We start from the raw sequence: 25,825 nt of genomic DNA, 5'->3' as shown, positions 1-25,825 counted from the left end.
ATGTTCACTCAGAGACTTGGTATTCATTTATTGTCCGAAGACATTAAGAATCCATGTCACTTTGAGTGCCCACACAGATTGTCTGATAAATTGTTAAAGAGCAGTGCCGCTTCGTTTTTCGCTGCGGCGCGGGGTGTGCATATTACGCTTTCCCGCTGCAGAGTCAAGCATTTATTTTTGCTTTTCTCTGCGAGGTTCTCACCGGAACCCCGCTGACCCGGCGGCTTGCTTGCCGTTGTTCCGTGTCAGTGGAGGCGCATTATAGGGAGTAATTCTGAGGTGACAAGGGGAAATTCAAAAAAACTTTTCAACCGTCTCTTTTTTCAACAATGCGGCGAGGAATGTCGCAAAAAACCGCCGTTTTGCTGTTTTAACCGACGAAACGGGACGCCTGGTGGCATACTGTTAGAGTAAAGAAAAGAAAGGAACGGCATTTATGTCTTTAAGCGCACAGCAACTGGCGGCACAAAAGAACATCTCCTGGGTACTGGCCGAGAAGCTCGCCCAAAAAATACTGACTGGCGAATATCAGCCGGAAAGCATTCTTCCCGGCGAGATGGAGTTGGGGGAGCAGTTCGGTGTGAGCCGTACCGCCGTCCGTGAAGCGGTGAAGACGCTAACGGCAAAAGGCATGTTGCTGCCCCGCCCTCGCATTGGCACCCGGGTGATGCCGCGCAGCAGCTGGAACTTCCTTGATAAGGAACTCCTGTCCTGGTGGCTAACAGAAGATAACTTCGAAGAAGTGGTGAGCCACTTTCTCGTCATGCGCAGCAGCCTGGAGCCACAAGCCTGTTTTCTCGCTGCCGCTAACGGCTCCGCAGAACAAAAAGCGCAGCTCAATACTTTAATGGAAGAGATGATTGCCTTGAAACGTCATTTTCAGCGCGATCGCTGGATAGAGGTCGATATGGCCTGGCATGAACATATCTATGAAATGAGCGGTAATCCTTTCCTCAGCTCATTCGCTTCTTTATTTCATTCCGTCTACCACACCTACTTCACGTCGATTACGCAAAATGAAGTAGTGAAGCTGGATCTCCACCAGGCGATTGTCGATGCCATTCTCAACAGTGATGCGCCAGGTGCCTTGCTCGCCTGCCAGGCGTTGTTGAACGCCCCTCACCCCGTAAATCAATAACAAGGAATTGGCATGAGCAGAAAAAAAGGGCGCAGCATGGCCGGCCTGCCGTGGATCGCGGCGATGGCCTTCTTTATGCAGGCGCTGGATGCCACCATTCTTAACACCGCCCTCCCGGCTATTGCCCACAGTCTTAATCGTTCTCCCTTAGCGATGCAGTCGGCCATTATCAGCTATACGCTGACGGTAGCGATGCTGATCCCGGTCAGCGGCTGGCTGGCCGATAGCTTCGGCACGCGCCGGGTCTTTATCATCGCTGTTAGCTTGTTCACTTTGGGGTCTCTCGCCTGCGCGCTCTCCAGCTCATTAATGGAACTGGTCATTTTTCGGGTGATTCAGGGGATCGGCGGGGCGATGATGATGCCGGTGGCGAGGCTGGCGCTGCTGCGCGCCTATCCCCGCAGCGAGCTGCTTCCGGTGCTGAACTTTGTGACCATGCCAGGTCTGGTGGGGCCGATACTGGGCCCGGTGCTCGGCGGGGTGTTTGTCTCCTGGGCCAGCTGGCATTGGATTTTCCTGATAAACATTCCCATCGGGGTGATTGGCATTCTGTATGCCCGCAAATTCATGCCAAATTTCACGACGCCGCGCAGGCGCTTCGATATAACCGGTTTTCTGTTATTTGGCTTAAGCCTGGTACTGTTTTCCAGCGGTATTGAACTGTTTGGAGAAAAAATCGTGGCGACATGGCTGGCGTTGGCCGTGATTGCCGTCAGTCTGTTACTGCTCGTGGCCTATGTTCGCCACGCGCGCCGCCATCCGGCGCCGCTTATCTCGCTCTCTTTATTTAAGACGCATACTTTCTCAGTCGGCATTGCTGGCAACCTTGCCACGCGTTTGGGTACCGGCTGTGTGCCATTTCTGATGCCGCTGATGCTGCAGGTTGGCTTCGGCTATCCGGCCATTATCGCCGGCTGTATGATTGCCCCTACCGCTATCGGCTCCATTATTGCGAAATCTACCGTTACCCAGGTGCTGCGCTGGTTTGGCTATCGTAAGACCCTGGTGGGGATCACGGTATTTATTGGCCTCATGATTGCCCAGTTCTCGCTGCAGTCGCCAGAGATGCCGCTGTGGATGCTTCTTCTGCCACTGTTTGTGCTGGGGATGGCGATGTCCACGCAGTTCACCTCGATGAATACCATTACGCTGGCCGATCTGACGGATGACAATGCCAGCAGCGGTAACAGCCTGCTGGCGGTGACCCAGCAGCTTTCAATCAGTCTCGGGGTGGCCATCAGCGCTGCGGTGCTGCGCTTCTATGAAGGTTTTGACAATGCCAGCACGGTACAGCAGTTTCACTACACCTTTATAACCATGGGCGTGATCACCATCGTGTCGGCGCTGATGTTTATGCTGTTAAGAGCGAAAGATGGCCGTAATCTGATTAGCGAGCGGCACAAACGCTAAGCGGAGCCACGAACCACCAGCTCCGGCGTTAACTGAACGCGTTGCTGCTTTTGCTGCGGATCGGCCATTCGATGGATCAGCACATCGATGGCCAGTTCTCCCAGCTCATCTTTTGGCTGGTGAATGGTGGTCAACGGCGGTGTCATATAGCGTGCGAGCTCAATATCATCGTAGCCCACCAGCGCCATGTCCTGCGGAATGTGCAAACCGGCCTGGTACAACGCCTGATAAGCGCCAACCGCCATGGCATCGTTGCCGACAAATACCGCCTGCGGCCGCTGCGGCAAAGCCAGCAGCTGCTGCATCGCGCTAAACCCGCCGCCAAACTCAAAATCACTGGTCACCACGTATCCGTCGGCAACCGGCAGGCCGCAGCGCGCCATCGCAGCATGATAACCTTCAAGGCGCAGACGCGCCGGGGTTTTATCCAGCGGGCCGGCAATACAGGCAATGCGCGAATGCCCCTGGTCAATCAGATACTGGGTCGCCATATCGCCGCCAAGCAGCGAGTTATCCTGAATCAGATCGCTATCGCCATCAAAGGGAGCCCAGTCCATCATGACCGTCGGTACCGATGGATAGCGCTGCATAATTTCCGGAGAGGGCTGATGGGTCTCCGTGCACAGCAGCAGTAGTCCATCGACGCGTTTTTGCATTAGCGTCTCCAGATTACGATTCATTCGCTGCTCATCACCTTCCGTATTACAGAGTACGAGGCTATAACCCCGCTCAAAACAGCTGCGCTCCACGCCCCGCACCAGCTCCGAATAAAACGGATTGGTACTGGCAGTGATGAGCATGCCGATGGTACGGGTTTGATTAAGCTTAAGGCTACGCGCCAGCGCAGAGGGGGCGTAGTTGAGGCTTTTGATCGCAGCGTCTACTTTGGCGGTAATCGCCTCACTGACAAAGCGGTCCTTATTGATGACGTGTGACACCGTCGATGTGGAAACGCCCGCGACGCGGGCCACATCTTTCATCGTAGCCAAGCATTACCCCTGTTGCGCTAAAAATTCATCAATCTCTGTGCGCCACGGCACGGATGGCTGCGCGCCTTTGCGGGTCACGGCGATCGCCGCCGCGGCATGCGCAAAACGGATCGCTTCCGGCAGGGAAGTCCCTTCCAGCAACGCGGTTACCAGCGCGCCGTTAAAGGTATCGCCGGCAGCGATAGTATCAATGGCCTGCACACGAAAACCCGGGATCCGACGACTTTCGCCTTCGGCACTGAGCCAGACGCCGCGGCTGCCGAGGGTGATCATCACCGTACCAATGCCTTTGGCATGCAGCACGTCGGCGGCTTTTGCCGCATCCTCGTCGCTCTCAACGCGAATACCGGTCAGCTTTTCCGCTTCGGTTTCGTTGGGGGTAATGATATCCACCAGCGCCAGCAGTTCATCGGACAGTTCACGCGCTGGCGCGGGATTAAGCACCACGGTGGTCTGATGGTGATGGGCGATTTTCGCCGCCGCCAACACGCTCTCCAGCGGCGACTCCAGCTGCATTAACAGCGCCTGTGCGCTAGCGATACGTTCCTTTTCCGCCTCAACCTGGGAGACGGAAAGCGCCGCATTGGCGCCGGCATGAATACCGATGACATTCTCACCTTCGGCGTTAACGAAGATTAACGCCACGCCGGTCGCTTCCCCGGCGACTGCGCGCACAGGCGCCACGTCGATTTTATCGCTCGCCAGCTGGCGGCGGATGCGTTCACCGATGTCGTCATCGCCGGTGCAGGCGATAAACGCGATATCCGCTCCGCTGCGCCCGGCGGCGACCGCCTGGTTGGCCCCTTTACCACCGAAAGCCACCTGATAATGGTTGCCGGTGACGGTTTCGCCCGGCGTCGGGAAAGCGTCAAGGTTAAGAATGTGATCGGCATTGATACTGCCAAGGACGACAAGTTTGCCTGCAGTTTTCATCATTTCTGTTCCCGGGAAAGCGCGCCACCGGGATCCGGTGGCGCATGCCCTGCTTTTCTTTTTTTATATTGTCCCTCGGACCGTTGCCAGTCCGAATCGCATTTTACTGCTTAACGACCAGCTTCAGCTCAACCGGGTAGTTAGCTTCCACTTTTTCGCCCTTCAGTACCTTATCAGCCGTCTCAACGCCTTTCGCGCCGATCTGCTCCGGCAACTGTGCGACGGTCGCCGCCAGTTTGCCACTGTTTACTGCTTTTTCGCCATCCGGAGTGCCGTCAAATCCAACCACCATCACATCGGACTTGCCTGCGGTCTGCAGCGCGCGCAGGGCGCCCAGCGCCATTTCATCATTTTGCGCGAATACCGCCTGCACGTCAGGATGCGCGGTCAGCAGGTTCTGCATCACGTTCAGCCCTTTGGTACGGTCGAAATCGGCTGGTTGGCTGGCCAGGACGTTAAACTTGTGCGCCGCCACGGCCTGTTTAAAGCCTTCGCCGCGCTCGCGCGCCGCAGAAGTCCCGGCAATGCCCTGCAGCTCAATGACTTTCGCACTTTCACCCACTTTTTTCGCGATGTAATCGCCAGCCATTTTTCCGCCCTGCACGTTGTCAGACGCAATGTGGCTCACGACATCGCCTTTTGTGGCCTGACGGTCAAGGGTGATGACCGGGATTTTCGCCTGGTTTGCCATCTTCACGGCGTTGCCGACGGCATCAGAGTCGGTGGGGTTGATCAGCAGCAGCTTGGCGCCGCGCACCGTCAAATCCTGGACGTTCGCCAGCTCTTTCGCCGGGTTGTTCTGGGAGTCCAGCACCACCAGGTTGTAGCCCAGCTTGTCAGCTTCTTTTTGCGCGCCGTCTTTCAGCGACACGAAGAACGGGTTATTCAGGGTAGAGATAACCAGAGCGATGGTGTCTTTGGCCATCGCGTTTGCGCTGACGGTCGCACTTAGCGCAACAGCAGAGACCAGGGTCGCCAGTTTTTTCATATTCATAGTTAAGATGTCCTGTAGAGTTCTCAGTTACTGCTTTTTGTTATCTACCAGTACCGCCAGCAAAATCACCACCGCTTTAACGATCATCTGGTAATAGGAAGAAACGCCTAAAAGATTAAGACCATTATTCAGGAAGCCAAGGATCAGCGCGCCAATCAGCGTGCCGACAATGCGTCCTTTGCCGCCCGCGAGGCTGGTGCCACCGAGCACCACCGCCGCAATGGCGTCCAGCTCATAGCCCGTCCCCGCCGTCGGCTGCGCGGAGGAGAGACGCGCCACTTCGATGATCCCGGCCAGCGACGCCAGCATCCCGCACAAGGCGTAGACGATAATTTTGACTTTATTGACGCTAATCCCGGACAGACGCGTCGCCGCTTCATTACCGCCCAGCGCGTAAATATAACGGCCCAGGCGAGTATGGTGCAGCATGTACCAGGCCGCCAGGAAGACAATCGCCATGATCCATACCGGCGTCGGGATCCCCAGCGGACGCCCGATGCCAAACCAGCCAAACAGATCGGCGTTATCGCTAAAGCCGGTGTTGATCGGACTGCCGTTGGTGTACACCATGGTCACGCCGCGCAGCAGCAGCATCATCACCAGGGTAGCGATGAAGGCCTGCACGCGGCCTTTCGCCACAATCACCCCGGTGACTGCGCCGATCGCGGCACCCAATGCGAGGGCAGCAGCGACCGCCACCAGCGCATTAACCTCAATGCCAACAATCGACGCTGCCACCGCACCGGTGAGCGCCAACAGGGAGCCGACGGACAGGTCGATCCCCGAGGTCAGTATAACCAGCGTCATCCCTACCGCCATGATGGCGTTAACGGAGGTCTGTTGCAGGATATTGAACAGGTTATTGACGGTAAAAAAGTTGGGGCTCATGGTCGATACCACCGCGATCAGCACCAGCAGGGCAATCAGCGATTTTTGCTCCATCAGCCACGCTTTCGTGAAATAACGGCGACCAGTAACAGCCTGGGTTGTCATCTTTCTTACTCCTGATTCACACGGTTAAGCTTGCCCACAGCGGCAGCCATCAATACTTCCTGGGTGGCCTGCTCGCGTGTGAATTCACCGCCGAGATGCCCTTCATGCATCACAATGATGCGATCGCTCATGCCCAACACCTCCGGCATCTCAGAGGAGACCAGAATGATGCTCAGGCCATCGGCTTTGAACTGATTGATGAGCTGGTAGATCTCTTTCTTCGCCCCGACGTCGACGCCGCGGGTCGGTTCATCAAGGATCAGCACCTTTGGCCGGGTCATCAGCCCGCGGGCAATGGCGACCTTTTGCTGGTTGCCGCCGGAAAGCAGGCCGATTGCCTGCTCCATGGACGGCGTTTTGACGTTAAACAGCCGAATGAAATCACTGACCGCCTGCTGTTCATCTTTATGCTTAAGGCTGCCGCCCGCCCGGCTGAAGTAGCGTAGCGCCGTCAGGGACATATTTTCTTTTACCGACATCCCGAGAACCAGGCCATCGCGCTTACGATCTTCGGAGATATAGACAATGCCGTTCGCCAGACCGTCCTGCGGCGAGCGGGTCACCACTTCATGGCCATCCAGCGTCACGGAGCCGCTGCTGCGCGGCAGCGCGCCGTACAGCACTTTCATCAGTTCGGTCCGTCCGGCGCCCATCAGCCCGGCGACACCCAGGATTTCCCCCTGGCGCAAGGTAAAGGTCACGTTTTCCACGCCCGGGCCGCAGAGATTATCGACCTTCAGGCGCACCGCGCCCGGCGCCTTATCGAGATGTGGATATTGATCTTCCAGCTTACGGCCGACCATCATCTCGATCAGTCGGTCCTCATCCAGCGAAGCCACTTCGCGCTCGGCGATAAACTGCCCGTCACGAAAGACGGTCACGTCGTCGCAAATCTCGAAGATCTCTTTCATACGGTGGGAGATATAGACGATGCCGCGCCCCTGCGACTTCAGTTCGCGGATGACGCGGAACAGCGATTCGGTTTCGGTATCGGTCAGCGCATCGGTCGGTTCATCCATAATGATGACTTTCGATTCAAAGCTCAGCACTTTGGCGATCTCCACCATTTGCTGATCGCCAATCGACAGATCGCCCACAAGCTTCTGGCTGTTAAAGCGGAGATTCAGCTTTGCCAGCAGCTTGTCGGCTTCGGCATACATCTGCTTCCAGTCGATTTTGCCAAAACGGTTAACAAATTCGCGACCAAGGAAGATGTTCTCGGCAATCGTCAATTGCGGGATCAGGTTCAGTTCCTGGTGGATGATACCGATCCCGGCTTCCTGGGAGGATTTGGGGCCGTTAAAGGTCGTCTCTTTGCCTAACCACAGCAAAGAGCCGGCATCACGGGTGTAGATCCCGGTCAGCACCTTCATCATGGTGGACTTGCCGGCGCCATTTTCCCCTACCAGCGCCATCACCCGACCGGCATAGACATTCAGCGCCGCGCCGGAGAGCGCCTTGACGCCAGGGAACGCTTTATCGATCCCTTTTAGTTGCAATAAGGCTTCCATGGCGGCGACCTCAGAACGTGACGCCGGCACAGAGAATGATATTCGCAAACGGGGAACACTCCCCGCTGCGAATTACCGCCTGACTGTCTGCGGTTTGTTTTTTGAACTGCTCATGGCTGGTGTAACGAATTTCAATGGTATTTCCCTGGTGCTGCTGCAGCTGCTCGAGGTGAGTGAGCAACGTCGCGTGGAGCTGCGGATTATGGGTTTTAATCTCTTCCGCGATAACAGCCGCTTCAACCTGCATTTCCGTCGTCACCACTTCCAGCACCTGCATAAAGGAAGGTACGCCCTGAGTCAGCGCCATATCAATGCGCGTGCTGCTGCGGGGAACCGGTAATCCGGCATCGCAGACCACCAGCGTATCGGTGTGGCCCAGGCGGGAAATGACCGCGGAAATATCAGCGTTAAGTACGGTGCCTTTTTTCATTTTTCTCTTTTGCTCCACTAGCGAAACGTTTCGCTAAAATAATTATTATCAATGTGTGAGCAGAAAACCATCACCAGAAGAGAGAAATGTGATCGCCATCGAAACGTTTCGCAAGGCAACGGCAGGAGATGACAGCCGGAGTGAGAAACAAAAAGCCCTTCGCAATGGAAGGGCTTTTTTGACATCAGATTTCGACCTGGGTACCGAGCTCGATAACCCGGTTTGGCGGGATTTCAAACTGATCCGGCGCCCGCAGGGCGTTACGCTGCAGCAGCAGATAAAGCTTGCCGCGCAGGCGCAGATACCACGGTCGTTTGCCGATAATCAGCGACTCATGCGACATGAAGAACGAGGTCTCCATCATCCGGCAGCTGAGTCCTTCCAGGCCACAGCGATGGAATACTTCTTCAACGTTTGGCGTTTCCCGCCAGCCGTAGCTGGCCACCACCCGCCAGAACGACGGCGACAGCTGCTCGATCTGCACCCGGCGAACGTTATGCACGTAAGGCGCGTCTTCGGTGCGCAGAGTCAGAAGGATCACTCGCTCATGCAGCACCTTGTTGTGCTTCAGGTTATGCAGCAGGGCAAACGGGATCACGTTCAGGGCGCGGGACATATACACCGCGGTACCCGGCACACGCACCGGCGGTGACTTCTCCAGCGAAGAGATCATCGCTTCCAGCGAATTGCCATGCTCGTGCATTCGGCGCAGCAGGCGGAAACGTTCGCTCTTCCAGGTGGTCATCACCGTGAACATCACCAGCCCCAGGGACAACGGCAGCCAACCGCCGGAGACAATCTTATCGAGGTTCGCCGAAAACAGCGGAATATCGATACACAGGAAGGCCACCAGCATCAGGCCGACAAACAGCTTATTCCAGTGCCAGTTTTTGCGCGCCACCGTTGCCGACAGAATGGAGGTCAGCACCATGGTGCCCGTGACCGCGATACCATACGCCGCCGCCAGATTAGACGAATGCTCAAAGCTGACAATAACGATGACCACAGAAACGTACAGCAGCCAGTTAATGAACGGGATGTAAATCTGTCCGGACTCCATTTCCGAGGTGTGGATAATGCGCATCGGCGACAGATAGCCCAGACGCACTGCCTGACGGGTCAGGGAGAAGACCCCGGAGATCACTGCCTGCGAGGCGATAACCGTCGCCAGCGTGGCGATAATCAGCATCGGGATCAGCGCCCACTCCGGCGCCAGCAGGAAGAACGGGTTTTTAATCGCTTCCGGGTGCTTCAGCAGTAGCGCGCCCTGGCCAAAATAGTTCAGCACCAGCGAGGGCAGCACGACGGAGAACCAGGCCACGCGGATCGGCAGTTTGCCGAAGTGACCCATATCGGCGTACAGCGCTTCCACCCCGGTAATCGACAGCACCACCGCGCCGAGCGCAATAAAGGAAACCGTTTTGTACTGCAGGAAGAAATGCACCGCCCAGTAGGGGTTTAGCGCCTGAAGAACTTCCGGGTTAGCGTAAATGCTTCGCGCGCCGAGCACCGCCAGCAACAGGAACCAGATCAGCATAATCGGCGCAAACAGCTTACCGACCATGCCGGTCCCGTGCTTCTGGATCACAAACAACAGGGTCAGCACGATAATGGAGATAGGGACAATCCAGGTATCAAGCTGCGGGGCGATAATTTCTAACCCCTCTATCGCCGACATAACGGAAATCGCCGGCGTAATCACCACTTCGCCATAGAAGAAGCTACCGCCGATAAGGCCGAGGATCACCAGTACGGAGGTCATTCGGGCCGAGGTATTACGTCCGGCCAGCGACATCAGCGTTAAGATCCCGCCTTCCCCGGCGTTATCCGCCCGCATCACGAACGTGATGTATTTAATCGATACGGTAAAGATCAACAGCCAGAAAATCAGCGACAAAAAGCCAAACACGGCGTCGCGTTCAACGCCAAAGCCAAACTGACCTGACAGGCATTCGCGCAAGGTATACAGTGGACTGGTACCGATATCGCCGTACACCACGCCGATGGCCGCCAACGTTAATGCCGGCAACGATTGTTTATTATCAGTGCTCATAGACTAGTCTTTTCGTTTATAAAACAAATGTGTGCCTAGTCCCTTGGCCCACAAAAAGCGCACAGTATGCACGATTATTTGCGAAATCGTACCCCTAACAGACACCATATTAACCTGGCTCAAAAAAAATAAATCGATTCTTCAGGCTATTACCGCCCCTGCTCTAACATCTATACTCGACCCAATAACGATACATGACAAAGCACGCAACTCAATTATGGCTCAAACACATTTACTGGCTGAAAGAATTTCCCGGCTCAGCGCGGCACTCGAAAAAGGACTCTTTGAACGCAGCCACGCGATACGCCTCTGCCTGCTGGCGGCGCTCAGCGGCGAGAGCGTTTTTTTGCTCGGCCCACCGGGGATCGCCAAAAGCCTGATTGCCCGCCGCCTCAAATTCGCCTTCCAGCAGGCGCGCGCTTTTGAATACCTGATGACCCGCTTCTCCACCCCGGAAGAAGTTTTTGGGCCACTGTCCATTCAGGCACTGAAGGATGAAGGCCGTTACGAACGTTTAACCGCCGGCTACCTGCCGGAAGCCGAAATCGTCTTTCTCGATGAAATATGGAAAGCGGGTCCGGCGATCCTCAACACCCTGCTGACGGCGATTAACGAACGTCACTTCCGCAATGGCGCGCACGAAGAGAAAATCCCGATGCGCCTGCTGGTGGCCGCGTCGAACGAACTCCCCGAAGCCGACAGCAGTCTGGAAGCGCTGTATGACCGAATGCTGATCCGTCTGTGGCTTGATAAAGTGCAGGATAAAGGTAATTTCCGTTCAATGCTGGTCAGCCAGCAGGATGAAAACATCAATGCAGTGCCCAGCGCGCTGCAGGTTAGCGACGAGGAGTTTACCCAATGGCAGCAGCAGATCGGCAATATCAAACTGCCAGACGCGGTGTTTGAGCTGATATTCCAGCTCCGCCAGCAGCTGGATGCCCTGCCAAATGCGCCGTACGTCTCGGATCGCCGCTGGAAAAAGGCCATTCGCCTGCTGCAGGCCAGCGCCTTCTTCAGCGGGCGCGACAGCATCGCGCCGATAGATCTGATCCTGCTGAAAGATTGTCTGTGGCACAACGTCGAGAGCATGAACCTGATGTCGCAGCAGCTGGAAACGCTCATGACCTGTCACGCCTGGCAACAGCAGGCAATGCTGACGCGGCTGGGGGCCATTGTCCAAAGACGCATTCAGATCCAACAGCAGCAAAGCGACAAAACGGCGTTGAAGGTCACCCGCCTTGGCGGGATGTTTAGCCGCAAACCGCACTATGAATTGCCGGCGGAGATCCAGGGGACCACCCTGACACTGCTGCTGCAGCAGCCGCTCAAACTTCACGATATGGAAGTGATCCACATTACTTTTGAACGCGAGGCGTTAGCCAACTGGCTGGAAAAGGGCGGTGAGATCCGCGGTAAGCTCAACGGGATCGGCTTTGCCCAACTGCTCAATATGGATGTCGACACCAGCCAGCACCTGGTCGTCCGCGACGTCAGCCTGCAGGGCTCACGCCTCGCGCTGCCCGGTAGCGCATCGCAGGAGAACATGCCGGCAGAAATTCGCCAACAGCTGGAGGCGCTCGATGATGAGTGGCACCAGCAACACAACCGCTTCAGCGAGCAGCAAAAGTGTCTGTTTATCCCGGTCGAGTGGCTGGGAAGAATCGAAGCCAGCCTGCAGGACGTCGGCGCGCAGATTAAACAGGCGAAGCAGCCATGACGCTCGATATGCTGAATGTCATGCTGGCAGTCAGCGAAGAGGGAATGATCGAGGAGATGCTGCTGGCGCTGCTGGCCTCTCCTCAGCTGGCGGTGTTCTTTGAGAAATTCCCCCGCCTGAAAAACATCATCGCGGCGGATATTCCACGCTGGCGTGAAGCCGTTCGCGCCCGTTTGAAAGAAGTTAACGTCCCGCCGGATCTGGACGCCGAAGTGCAAACCTATCAGCAGGCTCAGCTACTCTCTACCTCGCAGTTTATTGTCCAGCTCCCGCAGATCCTCGGCAAACTGCACCAGCTACAGTCTCCTTTTGCCGCTCAGGCGCAGAAGCTGGTGGATGACAATGCCACCTTTACCCCGGCGCTGCATACGCTGTTTTTACAGCGCTGGCGCCTGAGCCTGGTGGTGCAAGCCACCAGCCTTAACCAGCAACTGCTGGATGAAGAACGCGATCAGTTACTCAGTGAGGTCCAGGAACGAATGACGCTCAGCGGTCAGCTCGATCCGGTACTGGCGGAAAATGACACTGCCGCCGGGCGTCTGTGGGATATGAGCGCTGGCGAACTCAAACGCGGCGACTATCAGTTGATCGTGCGCTATGGCGATTTTCTCAACCAGCAACCGGAGCTACTGCAGCTGGCGGAACAACTCGGACGTTCACGGGAAGCGAAATCCGTGCCGAAGAAAGACGCCCCGATGGAAACCTTTCGCAGCCTGGTGCGCGAGCCGGCGACAGTACCGGAGCAAGTCGACGGCCTCCAGCAGAGTGACGACATTCTTCGCCTGCTGCCGCCGGAGCTGGCGACGCTCGGCATCACGGAGCTGGAGTTTGAATTTTATCGCAAGCTGGTGGAGAAACAGCTGCTCACCTACCGGCTGCATGGCGACGCCTGGCGTGAGAAAATCACCGAACGCCCGGTAACACGGCAGGATTTTGATGAACAGCCGCGCGGGCCCTTTATTGTCTGCGTCGATACGTCAGGGTCGATGGGCGGTTTTAACGAGCAGTGCGCTAAGGCCTTTTGTCTGGCCCTGATGCGCGTCGCGCTGGCCGATAACCGTCGCTGCTTTATTATGCTGTTCTCCAGCGAAGTGGTGCATTACGAACTGACCAGCGAGCGCGGGCTGGAGCAGGCGATCCGCTTTTTAAGCCAGCGCTTTCGCGGCGGTACCGATCTGGCCAGCTGTTTTCGCGCCATTATTGAACGTCTGCAAAACCCGCAGTGGGTGGATGCGGATGCCGTCGTGATCTCTGACTTTATCGCCCAGCGGTTGCCGGATGAGGTGATTGCTCAGGTGGGGGAGTTACAGCGTAAGCACCAGCACCGTTTTCACGCGGTGGCGATGTCGGTACACGGCAAACCCGGCATCATGCGCATCTTCGATCATATCTGGCGCTTTGATACCGGGCTGCGTAGCCGCCTGCTGCGACGCTGGCGGCGCTAATTCATTACAGCAGCGCGGAAACGCTTTCGCGAACCTGGGCCGGCCATACGCCGCACTGTACCTGGCCGATATGGTCAAGCTGCAGCAGCAGCATCGTCAGACGAGACTGGCCAATGCCGCCGCCGATAGTCTGCGGCATCTCGCCGCGCAGCAGCGCCTGGTGCCATTCAAGCTGTAGGCGATCTTCATCGCCGGTCACGGCCAGCTGGCGCTTCAGCGCTTCGGCGTCAACGCGGATCCCCATTGAGGAGATCTCGAAAGCATCTTCCAGCACCGGGTTCCAAACCAGGATATCGCCGTTCAGACCGGCAAAGCCTTCAGAAATCTCTGTGCTCCAGTCATCATAATCCGGCGCACGCACGTCGTGGCGCTTACCGTCAGACAGTTTGCCGCCGATACCAATTAAGAAGACGGCCCCCAACTCTTTGGCAATGGCTCGCTCACGGCCTTTGGCATCAAGATCGGGATAGCGGCTCAGCAGCTCCTGGCTGTGAACAAAATGGATCTGTTCCGGCAGAAAAGGCTTCAAGCCAAATTCCTGGCTGACCGCCAGCTCGGTAGCTTTGATCCCGGCGTAGATCGCCTCGACGGTTGCCTTCAGAGTGCCGACGTGACGCTCTTCATCGCCCATCACGCGCTCCCAGTCCCACTGGTCAACATAAACGGAATGGATAGGCGTCAGACGGTCTTCATCGGGGCGAAGGGCCTTCATGTGCGTGTACAGCCCTTCGCCCGCGCTGAAGTCGTGTTGTCCCAGGGTTTGACGCTTCCACTTCGCCAGCGAATGAACCACTTCGAACTGGGCGTCGGGCAGTGTTTTCACTTTTACCTGAACCGCTTTCTCGCAGCCGGACAAGTTATCCTGCGTCCCATCGCCCACGCGGCTTAAGATTGGCGCCTGGACTTCAATCAGGCCAAGCTTCTCTTCCAGCTGACGGGAAAAGTGGGATTTAACGAAACTGATCTGGCGTTGTTTTGCGATATATGCGGTTTTCATTTTTATAACTCCTGCGTCCTGTTGCCATTGATTAAGCAACAAAACAGGGCCGCAATACAATAATCAATCAATAAAAAGCCGCATCGACTTTTAATTCATCAAAATATGAAGCTAAAATAGCAAGAACCCTCAAACTTCATAAGAAAAAGATATGGAAAATTATCAGATCGACAATCTGGACCGCGGCATTCTCGATGCGCTGATGGCCAACGCCCGTACCGCCTATGCCGAACTGGCTAAACAGTTCAGCGTCAGCCCGGGCACCATTCATGTGCGCGTCGAAAAGATGAAACAGGCGGGTATCATTACCGGTGCGCGCATTGACGTCAGCCCCAAGCAGCTGGGCTATGATGTCGGCTGCTTTATCGGCATTATTCTCAAGAGCGCCAAGGACTACCCTTCCGCCCTTGCCCGCCTGGAAAGCCTGGAGGAGGTCACCGAGGCTTATTACACCACCGGCCACTACAGCATCTTTATTAAGGTGATGTGTAAATCCATCGATGCCCTGCAGCAGGTACTTATCAACAAGATCCAAACAATTGATGAAATTCAGTCCACCGAGACGCTGATCGTGCTGCAGAACCCGATCATGCGTACCATCAAGCCCTGATCGCTTTTTTTAATCCCACATTTTTCCACAGGTAGATCCCAGCTCGCTCACAGCGTACAATACGCCACTCTGAACAGTTGAGCGGGCGATCGGCGATCATGGCAGACATTACACTTATCAGCGGCAGCACCCTGGGCAGTGCGGAATATGTAGCAGAGCATCTGGCGGAAAAGCTGGAAGAAGCCGGCTACAGCACTGAAATCCAGCACGGTCCGCTGGTTGACGATCTGCAGGCGGAAGGGATCTGGTTAGTTATCTCTTCAACGCATGGCGCCGGCGACATTCCCGACAACCTGGTTCCCTTCTATGACGCATTGCTGGAGCAGAAGGCCGATCTTTCCGCCGTGCGCTTTGGCGCCATCGGGATCGGCAGCCGCGAATACGACACCTTCTGCGGGGCGATCGATAAATTAGAAGCAGCATTGAAGGCCAGCGGCGCAAAACAGATCGGCGAAACGCTGAAAATTAACGTACTGGAACATGAAATTCCGGAGGATCCAGCGGAAATCTGGCTGGGATCCTGGAAAAATTTGCTCTGAGAATTGTAAAGATCGTCGGATCTTCTGTGGATAACCATGCTTAAAAGCTTGGATCAACCGGTAGTTATCCAAAGAATAACCGTCGTATGGTTTTTGTGCTGTGTATAACCCTTCATTTTGATCCCAGCTTATACGGACCAGGATCACCGATCATTCACAGATAGTGATCCTTCTTAAGCTTTTGATCTTACATCGTGGATCCGACTTATCCACAAAGAGAGTCGATCCTAATAAGAGATCACAATAGAACAGATCTCTATATAAAGATCTTCTTTTTAATACTCAGGATCCCGGAGTCTTTCTCAAAAGACCAAAGCCGAGTAGAATCCACGGCCCGGGCTTCAATCCATTTTCAAACCGCGTTATGCGAGGCAGATCACCATGTTTTATCAGGATCCTTTTGACGTCATTATCATTGGCGGGGGTCATGCAGGCACTGAGGCCGCGATGGCCGCAGCGCGAATGGGCCAACAAACCCTGCTTTTGACACACAATATCGACACGCTGGGGCAGATGAGCTGCAACCCGGCGATTGGCGGCATTGGGAAAGGACACCTGGTAAAAGAAGTGGACGCACTCGGCGGATTGATGGCAACCGCGATCGATCAGGCGGGTATTCAGTTTAGGATACTAAACGCCAGCAAAGGGCCCGCGGTACGTGCCACTCGCGCCCAGGCAGACCGCGTGCTGTATCGTCAGGCGGTACGCACCGCGCTGGAGAACCAGCCGAACCTGATGATCTTCCAGCAGGCAGTGGAAGATCTGATTGTGGAAAACGATCGCGTCGTGGGCGCCGTCACTCAGATGGGCCTCAAATTCCGTGCCAAAGCGGTGGTGCTGACCGTCGGAACCTTCCTCGATGGCAAAATCCATATTGGTCTGGATAACTACAGCGGCGGGCGTGCCGGCGATCCGCCGTCAATTCCACTGTCTCGTCGTCTGCGTGAGCTGCCGCTGCGCGTAAGCCGCCTGAAAACCGGAACCCCACCGCGTATTGACGCCCGCACCATCGATTTCAGCGTGCTGGCGCAACAGCACGGCGATAACCCAATGCCGGTCTTCTCGTTCATGGGATCCGCGGATCAGCATCCGCGCCAGGTGCCGTGCTATATCACCCACACCAACGAGAAAACCCATGACGTGATCCGTAATAACCTCGATCGCAGCCCAATGTACGCTGGGGTGATCGAAGGGATCGGGCCACGCTATTGTCCGTCGATCGAAGACAAAGTCATGCGCTTTGCCGATCGCAACCAACATCAGATTTTCCTTGAACCGGAAGGCCTGACCTCAAACGAAATTTATCCGAACGGTATCTCCACCAGCCTGCCGTTTGATGTGCAAATGCAAATCGTCCGCTCAATGCAGGGGATGGAGAACGCCCGGATCGTCCGTCCCGGCTACGCCATTGAGTACGATTTCTTCGACCCACGCGATCTGAAGCCAACGCTTGAGAGCAAATTTATTCAGGGTCTGTTCTTCGCCGGCCAGATCAACGGTACCACCGGTTATGAAGAAGCCGCTGCTCAGGGTCTGCTGGCTGGACTTAACGCTGCCCGCTTCTCTGCGGAAAAAGAGGGCTGGGCGCCGCGTCGCGATCAGGCTTACCTCGGCGTGCTGGTGGATGACCTGTGCACTCTGGGTACCAAAGAACCGTACCGCATGTTTACCTCCCGTGCCGAATATCGTCTGATGCTGCGCGAAGATAACGCCGACCTGCGCCTGACCGAACAGGGGCGTGAGCTGGGGCTGGTGGACGATGAACGCTGGGCGCGGTACAACGAAAAGCTGGAAAGCATTGAACGTGAACGTCAGCGTCTGAAATCGACCTGGGTGAATCCGCAGGCAGAGAGCGCCGCCGAAGTGAATGCTCACCTGACGGCGCCGCTGTCGCGTGAAGCGAGTGGTGAAGATCTACTGCGTCGTCCGGAAATGACCTACGAGCAACTGATTCAGCTGTCGCCGTTCGCACCGGGACTGGAAGATCAACAAGCGGCCGAGCAGGTAGAGATCCAGGTGAAGTATGAAGGTTACATCGCTCGCCAGCAGGATGAGATCGAGAAACAGCAGCGTAATGAGAATACCGTGCTGCCGGCGACGCTCGATTACCGCCAGGTCACCGGGCTGTCTAACGAAGTGATCGCCAAACTGAACGACCATAAGCCGTCGTCGATAGGGCAGGCGTCACGCATTTCCGGGATCACGCCGGCGGCGATCTCTATTTTGTTGGTTTGGCTGAAAAAGCAGGGGATGCTGCGCCGCAGCGCCTGATTGCGGCCGCCTGCCTGCGCTGATTTCACTGTTGCATAATCAGCGTTCGCCTTTATCATTCATAGCCCGGTAAGCGTTAGCGCCTCCGGGCTCATTATTTTTTGAAGGTACAGACTGTGCTCAACAAACTTTCTCGTCTGCTGGATGAAGCGGGTATTTCGCTCACCGATCACCAGAAAAACCAGCTGGTGGCCTACGTCGGGCTGCTCGATAAGTGGAACAAAGCCTATAACCTGACCTCCGTTCGCGATCCGAATGAGATGCTGGTGCGTCATATCCTCGACAGCATCATCGTGGCGCCTTATCTGCAGGGCTCGCGCTTTATCGATGTCGGGACCGGACCGGGGCTCCCTGGCATTCCACTGGCCATCGTGCGTCCGGAGTCGCATTTCACCCTGCTCGACAGTCTCGGCAAGCGCGTGCGCTTCCTGCGTCAGGTGCAGCATGAGCTGAAGCTGGATAATGTCACCCCGGTGCAGAGCCGCGTGGAAGCCTTCCCGGCCGAACCGCCGTTTGACGGTGTGATAAGCCGCGCCTTCGCATCGCTCAATGATATGGTGAGCTGGTGCCATCATCTGCCGGCAGCGAACGGTCACTTCTATGCACTCAAAGGGTTAGCGCAAAAAGACGAAATGGAAAACCTGCCGGAAGGGTATGGTATTGCCGAGGTGATTGAGCTGCATGTTCCTCAGCTGGAAGGGGAGCGGCACCTGGTGGTGATTCAACCAAAATCGCGTTAATTTTTATCAAAAAATGTGGAAAAAATGTCGCCCGCGGATGTTACAAAAATAAAGGTCACTCCGCGATATTATCGGGCTGCATTTAACCATGTTTTTACTATGGCTTTTCCTGCGGTTAACTTAGCATAAGTGATTCACTGACAAAATAGTCAACTTTGAAAATATCAGGGTGCTAAAAATCGACACGGATAAACAGCATAGTGATGTTAAATTTTTATTATAAATGTCAATAAAAGGTTTTTATTGTATGTGAGGTTGTTTTAGATAATGTCCTCACTTTTTATCTTGAATATCAAAAGCATGAAAAATAGTGTTTTATGTCCTTGATTCATTAAAGGGCGCTTGAAATGTTTATTATGTGATCTAATGCACGCTTTAATTGCCGTGTTTCCACGTTATTTGCAGTTTTGTATGACTGCTCACAGAACGCTGAAATGCACGGAAAGTTGTCCGTTGGAAAATAATTAAACATTTATTCACTATTTTGCTACTTATTGTTTGAAATCACGGGGCGTCACCGTATAATTTGTCCGCTTTTTGATGCTTGACTCTTCGTCTTAAAGGACGTTTTATACGACACGCGACATACCTCAAAGGGAGCAGGAGTAAAAACGTGATGTCAGTGTCGCTCTTGAGTCGAAACGTTGCTCGCAAGCTTCTGTTTATTCAGTTACTGGCAGTAATAGCAAGTGGACTGCTGTTCAGCCTCAAAGACCCCTTCTGGGGCATTTCCGCAGTATGCGGCGGTTTGGCGGTGGTTTTGCCGAACCTGATGTTTATGATTTTTGCCTGGCGTCATCAGGCGCATACACCAGCAAAAGGCCGTGTGGCCTGGACCTTCGCCTTCGGTGAAGCCTTCAAGGTGTTGCTGACCTTCGCCCTTCTGGCGATGGCGCTGGCTGTTTTAAAAGTGGTATTTATGCCGCTGATCGTGACGTGGGTTTTGGTGCTGGTGGTACAAGTTCTGGCGCCAGCTGTAATCAACAACAAAGGGTAAAAGGCATCATGGCTTCAGAAAATATGACGCCGCAGGAATACATAAGTCACCATCTGAACAACCTTCAGATTGACTTGCGTACTTTCTCGCTGGTGGATCCGCACAACCCCCCGGCCACCTTCTGGACGCTCAACATTGACTCCATGTTCTTCTCGGTGGTTCTCGGTCTGCTGTTCCTGGCCATGTTCCGTAGCGTTGCTAAGAAAGCGACCAGCGGCGTACCAGGGAAATTCCAGACCTTCATCGAAATGATCATCGGCTTCGTCCATGGCAGCGTCAAAGACATGTACCATGGCAAGAGCAAGGTTATCGCGCCGCTGGCGCTGACCGTGTTCGTCTGGGTCTTCCTGATGAACCTGATGGACCTGCTGCCAATCGACCTGATTCCTTATATCGGCGAACACATTTTCGGCCTGCCTGCACTGCGCGTGGTTCCGTCTGCCGACGTGAACATCACCCTGTCGATGGCGCTTGGCGTGTTCATCCTGATTATTTTCTACAGCATCAAAATGAAAGGCGTAGGTGGGTTCGTTAAAGAACTGACCATGCAGCCGTTCAATCACTGGGCGTTCATTCCTGTCAACTTAATCCTTGAAGGGGTAAGCCTGCTGTCCAAACCGGTTTCTCTCGGTCTGCGACTGTTCGGCAACATGTATGCCGGTGAGCTGATTTTCATTCTGATTGCTGGTCTGTTGCCGTGGTGGTCACAGTGGGTTCTGAATGTGCCTTGGGCCATTTTCCACATCCTGATTATTACGCTGCAAGCCTTCATCTTCATGGTTCTGACGATTGTCTATCTGTCGATGGCGTCTGAAGAGCATTGATTTTTACCAACACTACTACGTTTTAACTGAAACAAACTGGAGACTGTCATGGAAAACCTGAATATGGATCTGCTGTACATGGCTGCCGCTGTGATGATGGGTCTGGCGGCAATCGGTGCTGCGATCGGTATCGGCATCCTCGGAGGTAAATTCCTGGAAGGCGCAGCGCGTCAACCGGATCTGATTCCTCTGCTGCGTACTCAGTTCTTTATCGTTATGGGTCTGGTGGATGCTATCCCGATGATCGCTGTAGGTCTGGGTCTGTACGTGATGTTCGCCGTCGCGTAGTAAGTTGTTAGAAACCTAAGCCACAGAGTTAATTAAAGAGGTATTGTGCTGTGAACATGAACGCAACAATCCTCGGCCAGGCCATCGCGTTTGTTATCTTCGTATGGTTCTGCATGAAGTACGTATGGCCGCCTTTAATGGCTGCCATCGAAAAACGCCAGAAAGAGATTTCTGACGGTTTAGCTTCTGCAGAACGCGCTAAGAAAGATTTGGACCTTGCACAGGCCAACGCGACCGACCAGCTGAAAAAAGCGAAAGCGGAAGCCCAGGTAATCATTGAGCAGGCGAACAAGCGTCGCTCTCAGATTCTGGACGAAGCTAAAGCTGAAGCAGAACAGGAACGCACCAAAATCGTTGCACAAGCGCAGGCTGAAATTGATGCTGAGCGTAAACGTGCACGTGAGGAGCTGCGTAAGCAGGTCGCTATCCTGGCTGTTGCTGGCGCCGAGAAGATCATCGAACGTTCCGTGGATGAAGCTGCTAACAGCGACATCGTGGATAAACTTGTCGCTGAACTGTAAGGAGGGAGGGGCTGATGTCTGAATTTGTAACGGTAGCTCGCCCCTACGCCAAAGCAGCTTTTGACTTTGCCGTCGAACACAACAGTGTTGAACGCTGGCAGGATATGCTGGCGTTTGCCGCCGAAGTGACCAAAAACGACCAAATGGCAGAGCTTCTCTCCGGTGCTTTGGCGCCGGAAACGCTCTCAGAAGCGTTTATCGCTATCTGCGGTGAGCAACTCGACGAAAACGGCCAGAACCTGATTAAGGTGATGGCGGAAAACAATCGTCTGAAGGTGCTCCCGGACGTTCTTGAGCAATTCATTCACCTGCGCGCGGCCAGTGAGGCCATCGCAGAGGTAGAAGTAATATCTGCCAACCAACTGAGTGATGAACAGCTTGCCAGGATCGTCAGCGCGATGGAAAAACGTCTGTCACGCAAAGTTAAGCTGAATTGCAAAATCGATAAGTCTGTTATGGCAGGTATTATCATCCGTGCGGGTGATATGGTCATTGATGGCAGCGTACGCGGCCGTCTTGATCGCCTTGCAGACGTCTTGCAGTCTTAAGGGGACTGGAGCATGCAACTGAATTCCACCGAAATCAGCGAACTGATCAAGCAGCGCATTGCTCAGTTCAATGTTGTGAGCGAAGCTCATAACGAAGGTACTATTGTTTCTGTAAGTGACGGTGTTATCCGCATCCACGGCCTTGCCGAATGTATGCAGGGTGAGATGATCTCCCTGCCGGGTAACCGTTACGCTATCGCATTGAACCTGGAGCGTGACTCCGTTGGTGCCGTGGTGATGGGTCCGTATGCTGACCTCGCCGAAGGCATGAAGGTTAAATGTACTGGCCGTATCCTGGAAGTTCCGGTTGGCCGTGGCCTGCTGGGCCGTGTGGTTAACACCCTAGGCGCGCCAATTGATGGTAAAGGTCCGCTGGAAAACGACGGTTTCTCCGCCGTAGAAGCGATCGCACCGGGCGTCATCGAACGTCAGTCCGTCGATCAGCCGGTACAGACCGGTTATAAATCTGTTGACGCCATGATCCCAATCGGTCGTGGTCAGCGTGAACTGATCATCGGCGACCGTCAGACCGGTAAAACTGCGCTGGCTATCGATGCCATCATCAACCAGCGTGATTCCGGTATCAAGTGCGTCTATGTTGCTATCGGCCAGAAAGCGTCCACCATCTCTAACGTGGTGCGTAAACTGGAAGAGCACGGCGCGCTGGCTAACACCATTGTGGTGGTAGCGACTGCATCCGAATCTGCTGCACTGCAATACCTGGCGCCATACGCCGGTTGCGCAATGGGCGAATACTTCCGCGACCGCGGTGAAGATGCGCTGATCATTTACGATGACCTGTCTAAACAGGCTGTTGCTTATCGTCAGATCTCCCTGCTGCTCCGTCGTCCGCCAGGACGTGAAGCCTTCCCGGGCGACGTATTCTACCTCCACTCTCGTCTGCTGGAGCGTGCTGCGCGTGTTAACGCCGAATACGTTGAAGCTTTCACCAAAGGTGAAGTGAAAGGGAAAACCGGTTCTCTGACCGCACTGCCGATTATCGAAACGCAGGCGGGTGACGTTTCCGCATTCGTTCCGACCAACGTAATCTCCATTACCGATGGTCAGATCTTCCTGGAAACCAACCTGTTCAACGCCGGTATTCGTCCTGCGGTTAACCCGGGTATCTCCGTATCCCGTGTTGGTGGTGCAGCGCAGACCAAGATCATGAAGAAACTGTCCGGTGGTATCCGTACCGCACTGGCGCAGTATCGTGAACTGGCAGCGTTCTCCCAGTTTGCATCCGACCTTGACGATGCAACCCGCAAACAGCTGGACCACGGTCAGAAAGTGACCGAGCTGCTGAAACAGAAACAGTATGCGCCGATGTCCGTCGCGCAGCAGTCTCTGGTTCTGTTCGCAGCAGAACGTGGTTACCTGGCTGATGTAGAACTGGCGAAAATCGGTAGCTTCGAAGCCGCTCTGCTGGCTTACGTCGACCGTGATCACGCTCCGCTGATGCAAGAGATTAACCAGTCCGGTGGCTATAACGACGAAATCGAAGGCAAGCTGAAAGGCATCCTCGATTCCTTCAAAGCAACCCAGTCCTGGTAACGTCTGGCGGTCTGTCTTAGGGCAGGCCGCAAGGCATTGAGGAGAAGCTCATGGCCGGCGCAAAAGAGATACGTAGTAAGATCGCAAGCGTCCAGAACACGCAAAAGATCACTAAAGCGATGGAGATGGTCGCCGCTTCCAAAATGCGTAAATCGCAGGAGCGTATGGCGGCCAGCCGTCCTTACGCAGATACTATGCGCAAAGTGATTGGTCACCTTGCGAACGGTAATCTGGAATATAAGCACCCTTACCTGGAAGAACGCGACGTTAAGCGCGTGGGCTACCTGGTGGTGTCGACCGACCGTGGTCTGTGCGGCGGCTTGAACATTAACCTGTTCAAGAAACTGCTGGCGGAAATGAAAGCATGGTCCGATAAAGGCGTTCAGTGCGACCTCGCAATGATCGGCTCTAAGGGCGTCTCTTTCTTTAACGCCGTTGGCGGTAACGTGGTTGCACAGGTGACCGGTATGGGGGATAACCCCTCCCTGTCCGAACTGATCGGCCCGGTAAAAGTGATGTTGCAGGCCTATGATGAAGGCCGTCTGGACAAGCTGTACGTTGTCAGCAACAAATTTATTAACACCATGTCTCAGGTTCCGACGATCACTCAGCTGCTGCCGTTACCGGCATCAGAAGACGCTGATCTGAAACGTAAATCCTGGGATTACCTGTACGAACCCGATCCGAAAGCGCTGCTGGATACCCTCCTGCGTCGTTATGTCGAATCTCAGGTCTATCAGGGCGTGGTAGAAAACCTGGCCAGCGAGCAGGCCGCACGTATGGTGGCGATGAAAGCCGCGACCGACAATGGCGGCAGCCTGATTAAAGAGCTGCAGTTGGTATACAACAAAGCTCGACAGGCCAGCATTACTCAGGAACTCACCGAGATCGTCGGTGGTGCATCCGCGGTATAACCAGGTTAATTCGTAGAGGATTCAAGATGGCTACTGGAAAAATTGTCCAGGTAATCGGCGCCGTAGTTGACGTCGAATTCCCTCAGGATGCCGTACCGCGCGTGTACGAAGCTCTTGAGGTGCAGAATGGTAAAGAAGTTCTGGTGCTGGAAGTTCAGCAGCAGCTCGGCGGCGGTATCGTTCGTACCATCGCCATGGGTTCTTCCGATGGTCTTCGCCGCGGTCTGGAAGTAAAAGACCTCGAGCACCCAATCGAAGTCCCGGTAGGTAAAGCAACACTGGGTCGTATCATGAACGTACTGGGTCAGCCGGTCGACATGAAAGGCGACATCGGTGAAGAAGAGCGTTGGGCTATCCACCGCGCAGCACCTTCCTATGAAGAGCTGTCCAGCTCTCAGGAACTGCTGGAAACCGGTATCAAAGTTATCGACCTGATGTGTCCGTTCGCGAAGGGCGGTAAAGTTGGTCTGTTCGGTGGTGCGGGTGTAGGTAAAACCGTAAACATGATGGAGCTGATCCGTAACATCGCGATCGAGCACTCCGGTTACTCTGTGTTTGCGGGCGTCGGTGAGCGTACTCGTGAGGGTAACGACTTCTACCACGAAATGACCGACTCCAACGTTATCGATAAAGTATCCCTGGTGTACGGCCAGATGAACGAGCCGCCGGGAAACCGTCTGCGCGTTGCGCTGACCGGCCTGACCATGGCTGAGAAATTCCGTGACGAAGGTCGTGACGTTCTGCTGTTCGTCGATAACATCTATCGTTACACCCTGGCCGGTACTGAAGTATCCGCACTGCTGGGTCGTATGCCTTCAGCGGTAGGTTATCAGCCGACTCTGGCGGAAGAGATGGGCGTTCTGCAGGAACGTATCACCTCCACCAAAACCGGTTCTATCACCTCCGTACAGGCGGTATACGTACCGGCGGATGACTTAACTGACCCATCCCCAGCCACTACCTTTGCTCACTTAGATGCAACCGTAGTACTGAGCCGTCAGATCGCTTCCCTGGGTATTTACCCGGCCGTTGACCCGCTGGACTCCACCAGCCGTCAGCTGGATCCGCTGGTTGTTGGTCAGGAACACTACGACACCGCGCGTGGCGTTCAGTCCATCCTGCAGCGTTATCAGGAACTGAAAGATATCATCGCCATCCTCGGTATGGACGAACTGTCTGAAGAAGACAAACTGGTGGTAGCTCGCGCACGTAAGATCCAGCGCTTCCTGTCCCAGCCGTTCTTCGTAGCAGAAGTCTTTACCGGTTCTCCGGGCAAATACGTGGCGCTGAAAGACACTATCCGTGGCTTTAAAGGCATCATGGAAGGCGAATACGATCACCTGCCAGAGCAGGCGTTCTACATGGTCGGTTCCATCGACGAAGCCGTGGAAAAAGCCAAAAAACTTTAA

Annotated in this window: 24 protein-coding genes; 16 read left to right on the top strand and 8 right to left on the bottom strand. The window is 54.8% G+C overall.

Annotation, left to right across the window (positions count from 1 at the left end; all coding sequences use genetic code 11):
* The first annotated feature begins 436 nt into the window (after positions 1-436).
* Both N438_RS19335 and mdtD read left to right on the top strand, forming a co-directional pair.
* Positions 437-1,138, top strand: a complete 702-nt coding sequence (locus N438_RS19335; protein WP_012543294.1) for a FadR/GntR family transcriptional regulator — start codon at positions 437-439, stop codon at positions 1,136-1,138.
* Between the two features lie 12 nt (positions 1,139-1,150).
* Entirely contained in the window at positions 1,151-2,548 is a 1,398-nt protein-coding gene (gene mdtD, locus N438_RS19330) for a multidrug transporter subunit MdtD (protein ID WP_116696422.1), read from the top strand.
* On the opposite strand, the gene rbsR is transcribed toward mdtD, so the two are convergent.
* The 7 genes from rbsR to kup form a co-directional block, all read right to left on the bottom strand.
* The gene (rbsR, locus tag N438_RS19325) at positions 2,545-3,537 is read right to left on the bottom strand and encodes a ribose operon transcriptional repressor RbsR (protein WP_012543295.1); all 993 of its coding nucleotides are present in this window, start codon (positions 3,535-3,537) and stop codon (positions 2,545-2,547) included. The two genes, mdtD and rbsR, sit on opposite strands and share 4 nt — an antisense overlap.
* Before the next feature lie 3 nt (positions 3,538-3,540).
* Complete coding sequence (rbsK, locus tag N438_RS19320) at positions 3,541-4,473, bottom strand: ribokinase (protein WP_023340863.1); 933 nt, start codon at positions 4,471-4,473, stop codon at positions 3,541-3,543.
* A gap of 100 nt (positions 4,474-4,573) precedes the next feature.
* Positions 4,574-5,464, bottom strand: a complete 891-nt coding sequence (gene rbsB / locus N438_RS19315) for a ribose ABC transporter substrate-binding protein RbsB (protein ID WP_012969238.1) — start codon at positions 5,462-5,464, stop codon at positions 4,574-4,576.
* A gap of 27 nt (positions 5,465-5,491) precedes the next feature.
* Positions 5,492-6,457, bottom strand: a complete 966-nt coding sequence (rbsC, locus tag N438_RS19310; protein WP_008806709.1) for a ribose ABC transporter permease — start codon at positions 6,455-6,457, stop codon at positions 5,492-5,494.
* A gap of 5 nt (positions 6,458-6,462) precedes the next feature.
* Positions 6,463-7,968 (bottom strand): ribose ABC transporter ATP-binding protein RbsA, encoded by a 1,506-nt coding sequence (gene rbsA, locus N438_RS19305; RefSeq protein ID WP_012543297.1) that lies wholly within the window; start codon positions 7,966-7,968, stop codon positions 6,463-6,465.
* A gap of 10 nt (positions 7,969-7,978) precedes the next feature.
* Entirely contained in the window at positions 7,979-8,398 is a 420-nt protein-coding gene (gene rbsD / locus N438_RS19300) for a D-ribose pyranase (RefSeq protein ID WP_002882527.1), read from the bottom strand.
* Positions 8,399-8,582: 184 nt separating this feature from the next.
* Positions 8,583-10,451 carry a low affinity potassium transporter Kup gene (gene kup, locus N438_RS19295; RefSeq protein ID WP_008806712.1) on the bottom strand — a complete coding sequence of 623 codons (1,869 nt, stop codon included), beginning with the start codon at positions 10,449-10,451 and terminating at the stop codon, positions 8,583-8,585.
* Between the two features lie 217 nt (positions 10,452-10,668).
* Here kup and ravA point away from each other — a divergent pair, with 217 nt between their 5' ends.
* Both ravA and viaA read left to right on the top strand, forming a co-directional pair.
* Positions 10,669-12,168, top strand: coding sequence for an ATPase RavA (ravA, locus tag N438_RS19290; RefSeq protein WP_116696421.1), 1,500 nt, complete (start codon positions 10,669-10,671; stop codon positions 12,166-12,168).
* The gene (viaA, locus tag N438_RS19285) at positions 12,165-13,613 is read left to right on the top strand and encodes an ATPase RavA stimulator ViaA (RefSeq protein WP_008806714.1); all 1,449 of its coding nucleotides are present in this window, start codon (positions 12,165-12,167) and stop codon (positions 13,611-13,613) included. Before ravA ends, viaA begins: the two co-directional genes overlap by 4 nt.
* Before the next feature lie 4 nt (positions 13,614-13,617).
* Here viaA and asnA read toward each other — a convergent pair whose 3' ends face one another.
* Positions 13,618-14,610: an aspartate--ammonia ligase gene (asnA, locus tag N438_RS19280; protein ID WP_008806715.1), complete on the bottom strand. Its 993-nt coding sequence runs from the start codon at positions 14,608-14,610 to the stop codon at positions 13,618-13,620.
* A gap of 151 nt (positions 14,611-14,761) precedes the next feature.
* Between asnA and asnC the strand changes: the two genes are divergently transcribed.
* From asnC to atpD, 12 genes are all read left to right on the top strand, one after another.
* Complete coding sequence (asnC, locus tag N438_RS19275; protein WP_002882510.1) at positions 14,762-15,220, top strand: transcriptional regulator AsnC; 459 nt, start codon at positions 14,762-14,764, stop codon at positions 15,218-15,220.
* A 98-nt stretch (positions 15,221-15,318) separates the two neighbouring features.
* On the top strand, positions 15,319-15,759 hold the full coding sequence (gene mioC, locus N438_RS19270) for an FMN-binding protein MioC (RefSeq protein WP_008806716.1): 441 nt from the start codon (positions 15,319-15,321) through the stop codon (positions 15,757-15,759).
* A 381-nt stretch (positions 15,760-16,140) separates the two neighbouring features.
* Positions 16,141-18,030 carry a tRNA uridine-5-carboxymethylaminomethyl(34) synthesis enzyme MnmG gene (gene mnmG / locus N438_RS19265; protein WP_012543302.1) on the top strand — a complete coding sequence of 630 codons (1,890 nt, stop codon included), beginning with the start codon at positions 16,141-16,143 and terminating at the stop codon, positions 18,028-18,030.
* A 116-nt stretch (positions 18,031-18,146) separates the two neighbouring features.
* Complete coding sequence (rsmG, locus tag N438_RS19260) at positions 18,147-18,770, top strand: 16S rRNA (guanine(527)-N(7))-methyltransferase RsmG (RefSeq protein ID WP_008806718.1); 624 nt, start codon at positions 18,147-18,149, stop codon at positions 18,768-18,770.
* Positions 18,771-19,386: 616 nt separating this feature from the next.
* Positions 19,387-19,767, top strand: coding sequence for a F0F1 ATP synthase subunit I (atpI, locus tag N438_RS19255; RefSeq protein WP_008806719.1), 381 nt, complete (start codon positions 19,387-19,389; stop codon positions 19,765-19,767).
* Positions 19,768-19,775: 8 nt separating this feature from the next.
* Complete coding sequence (gene atpB / locus N438_RS19250; protein WP_012969241.1) at positions 19,776-20,591, top strand: F0F1 ATP synthase subunit A; 816 nt, start codon at positions 19,776-19,778, stop codon at positions 20,589-20,591.
* Positions 20,592-20,639: 48 nt separating this feature from the next.
* Positions 20,640-20,879: a F0F1 ATP synthase subunit C gene (atpE, locus tag N438_RS19245; protein WP_000429386.1), complete on the top strand. Its 240-nt coding sequence runs from the start codon at positions 20,640-20,642 to the stop codon at positions 20,877-20,879.
* A 50-nt stretch (positions 20,880-20,929) separates the two neighbouring features.
* Positions 20,930-21,400 carry a F0F1 ATP synthase subunit B gene (gene atpF, locus N438_RS19240; protein ID WP_004107293.1) on the top strand — a complete coding sequence of 157 codons (471 nt, stop codon included), beginning with the start codon at positions 20,930-20,932 and terminating at the stop codon, positions 21,398-21,400.
* A 14-nt stretch (positions 21,401-21,414) separates the two neighbouring features.
* Complete coding sequence (gene atpH, locus N438_RS19235) at positions 21,415-21,948, top strand: F0F1 ATP synthase subunit delta (protein ID WP_004202307.1); 534 nt, start codon at positions 21,415-21,417, stop codon at positions 21,946-21,948.
* Positions 21,949-21,960: 12 nt separating this feature from the next.
* Complete coding sequence (gene atpA, locus N438_RS19230) at positions 21,961-23,502, top strand: F0F1 ATP synthase subunit alpha (RefSeq protein WP_012543303.1); 1,542 nt, start codon at positions 21,961-21,963, stop codon at positions 23,500-23,502.
* A gap of 50 nt (positions 23,503-23,552) precedes the next feature.
* Complete coding sequence (gene atpG, locus N438_RS19225) at positions 23,553-24,416, top strand: F0F1 ATP synthase subunit gamma (RefSeq protein WP_008806722.1); 864 nt, start codon at positions 23,553-23,555, stop codon at positions 24,414-24,416.
* 26 nt (positions 24,417-24,442) lie between these two features.
* The gene (gene atpD, locus N438_RS19220; RefSeq protein ID WP_008806723.1) at positions 24,443-25,825 is read left to right on the top strand and encodes a F0F1 ATP synthase subunit beta; all 1,383 of its coding nucleotides are present in this window, start codon (positions 24,443-24,445) and stop codon (positions 25,823-25,825) included.

Origin of the sequence: Klebsiella sp. GL120222-02, from assembly GCF_003097195.1 — a bacterium.
GTDB lineage: Bacteria > Pseudomonadota > Gammaproteobacteria > Enterobacterales > Enterobacteriaceae > Klebsiella > Klebsiella variicola.
This window is presented reverse-complemented; position numbering and strand designations above follow the sequence as displayed.

Bases quoted from the DNA above. Each gene is read 5' to 3' on its own strand.
- N438_RS19335 (WP_012543294.1), top strand. From the start codon at position 437: ATGTCTTTAAGCGCACAGCAACTGGCGGCACAAAAGAACATCTCCTGG.
- mdtD (WP_116696422.1), top strand. From the start codon at position 1,151: ATGAGCAGAAAAAAAGGGCGCAGCATGGCCGGCCTGCCGTGGATCGCG.
- rbsK (WP_023340863.1), bottom strand. From the start codon at position 4,473: ATGATGAAAACTGCAGGCAAACTTGTCGTCCTTGGCAGTATCAATGCC.
- rbsB (WP_012969238.1), bottom strand. From the start codon at position 5,464: ATGAATATGAAAAAACTGGCGACCCTGGTCTCTGCTGTTGCGCTAAGT.
- rbsC (WP_008806709.1), bottom strand. From the start codon at position 6,457: ATGACAACCCAGGCTGTTACTGGTCGCCGTTATTTCACGAAAGCGTGG.
- rbsA (WP_012543297.1), bottom strand. From the start codon at position 7,968: ATGGAAGCCTTATTGCAACTAAAAGGGATCGATAAAGCGTTCCCTGGC.
- rbsD (WP_002882527.1), bottom strand. From the start codon at position 8,398: ATGAAAAAAGGCACCGTACTTAACGCTGATATTTCCGCGGTCATTTCC.
- kup (WP_008806712.1), bottom strand. From the start codon at position 10,451: ATGAGCACTGATAATAAACAATCGTTGCCGGCATTAACGTTGGCGGCC.
- ravA (WP_116696421.1), top strand. From the start codon at position 10,669: ATGGCTCAAACACATTTACTGGCTGAAAGAATTTCCCGGCTCAGCGCG.
- viaA (WP_008806714.1), top strand. From the start codon at position 12,165: ATGACGCTCGATATGCTGAATGTCATGCTGGCAGTCAGCGAAGAGGGA.
- asnA (WP_008806715.1), bottom strand. From the start codon at position 14,610: ATGAAAACCGCATATATCGCAAAACAACGCCAGATCAGTTTCGTTAAA.
- asnC (WP_002882510.1), top strand. From the start codon at position 14,762: ATGGAAAATTATCAGATCGACAATCTGGACCGCGGCATTCTCGATGCG.
- mioC (WP_008806716.1), top strand. From the start codon at position 15,319: ATGGCAGACATTACACTTATCAGCGGCAGCACCCTGGGCAGTGCGGAA.
- mnmG (WP_012543302.1), top strand. From the start codon at position 16,141: ATGTTTTATCAGGATCCTTTTGACGTCATTATCATTGGCGGGGGTCAT.
- atpI (WP_008806719.1), top strand. From the start codon at position 19,387: ATGTCAGTGTCGCTCTTGAGTCGAAACGTTGCTCGCAAGCTTCTGTTT.
- atpB (WP_012969241.1), top strand. From the start codon at position 19,776: ATGGCTTCAGAAAATATGACGCCGCAGGAATACATAAGTCACCATCTG.
- atpE (WP_000429386.1), top strand. From the start codon at position 20,640: ATGGAAAACCTGAATATGGATCTGCTGTACATGGCTGCCGCTGTGATG.
- atpH (WP_004202307.1), top strand. From the start codon at position 21,415: ATGTCTGAATTTGTAACGGTAGCTCGCCCCTACGCCAAAGCAGCTTTT.
- atpA (WP_012543303.1), top strand. From the start codon at position 21,961: ATGCAACTGAATTCCACCGAAATCAGCGAACTGATCAAGCAGCGCATT.
- atpG (WP_008806722.1), top strand. From the start codon at position 23,553: ATGGCCGGCGCAAAAGAGATACGTAGTAAGATCGCAAGCGTCCAGAAC.
- atpD (WP_008806723.1), top strand. From the start codon at position 24,443: ATGGCTACTGGAAAAATTGTCCAGGTAATCGGCGCCGTAGTTGACGTC.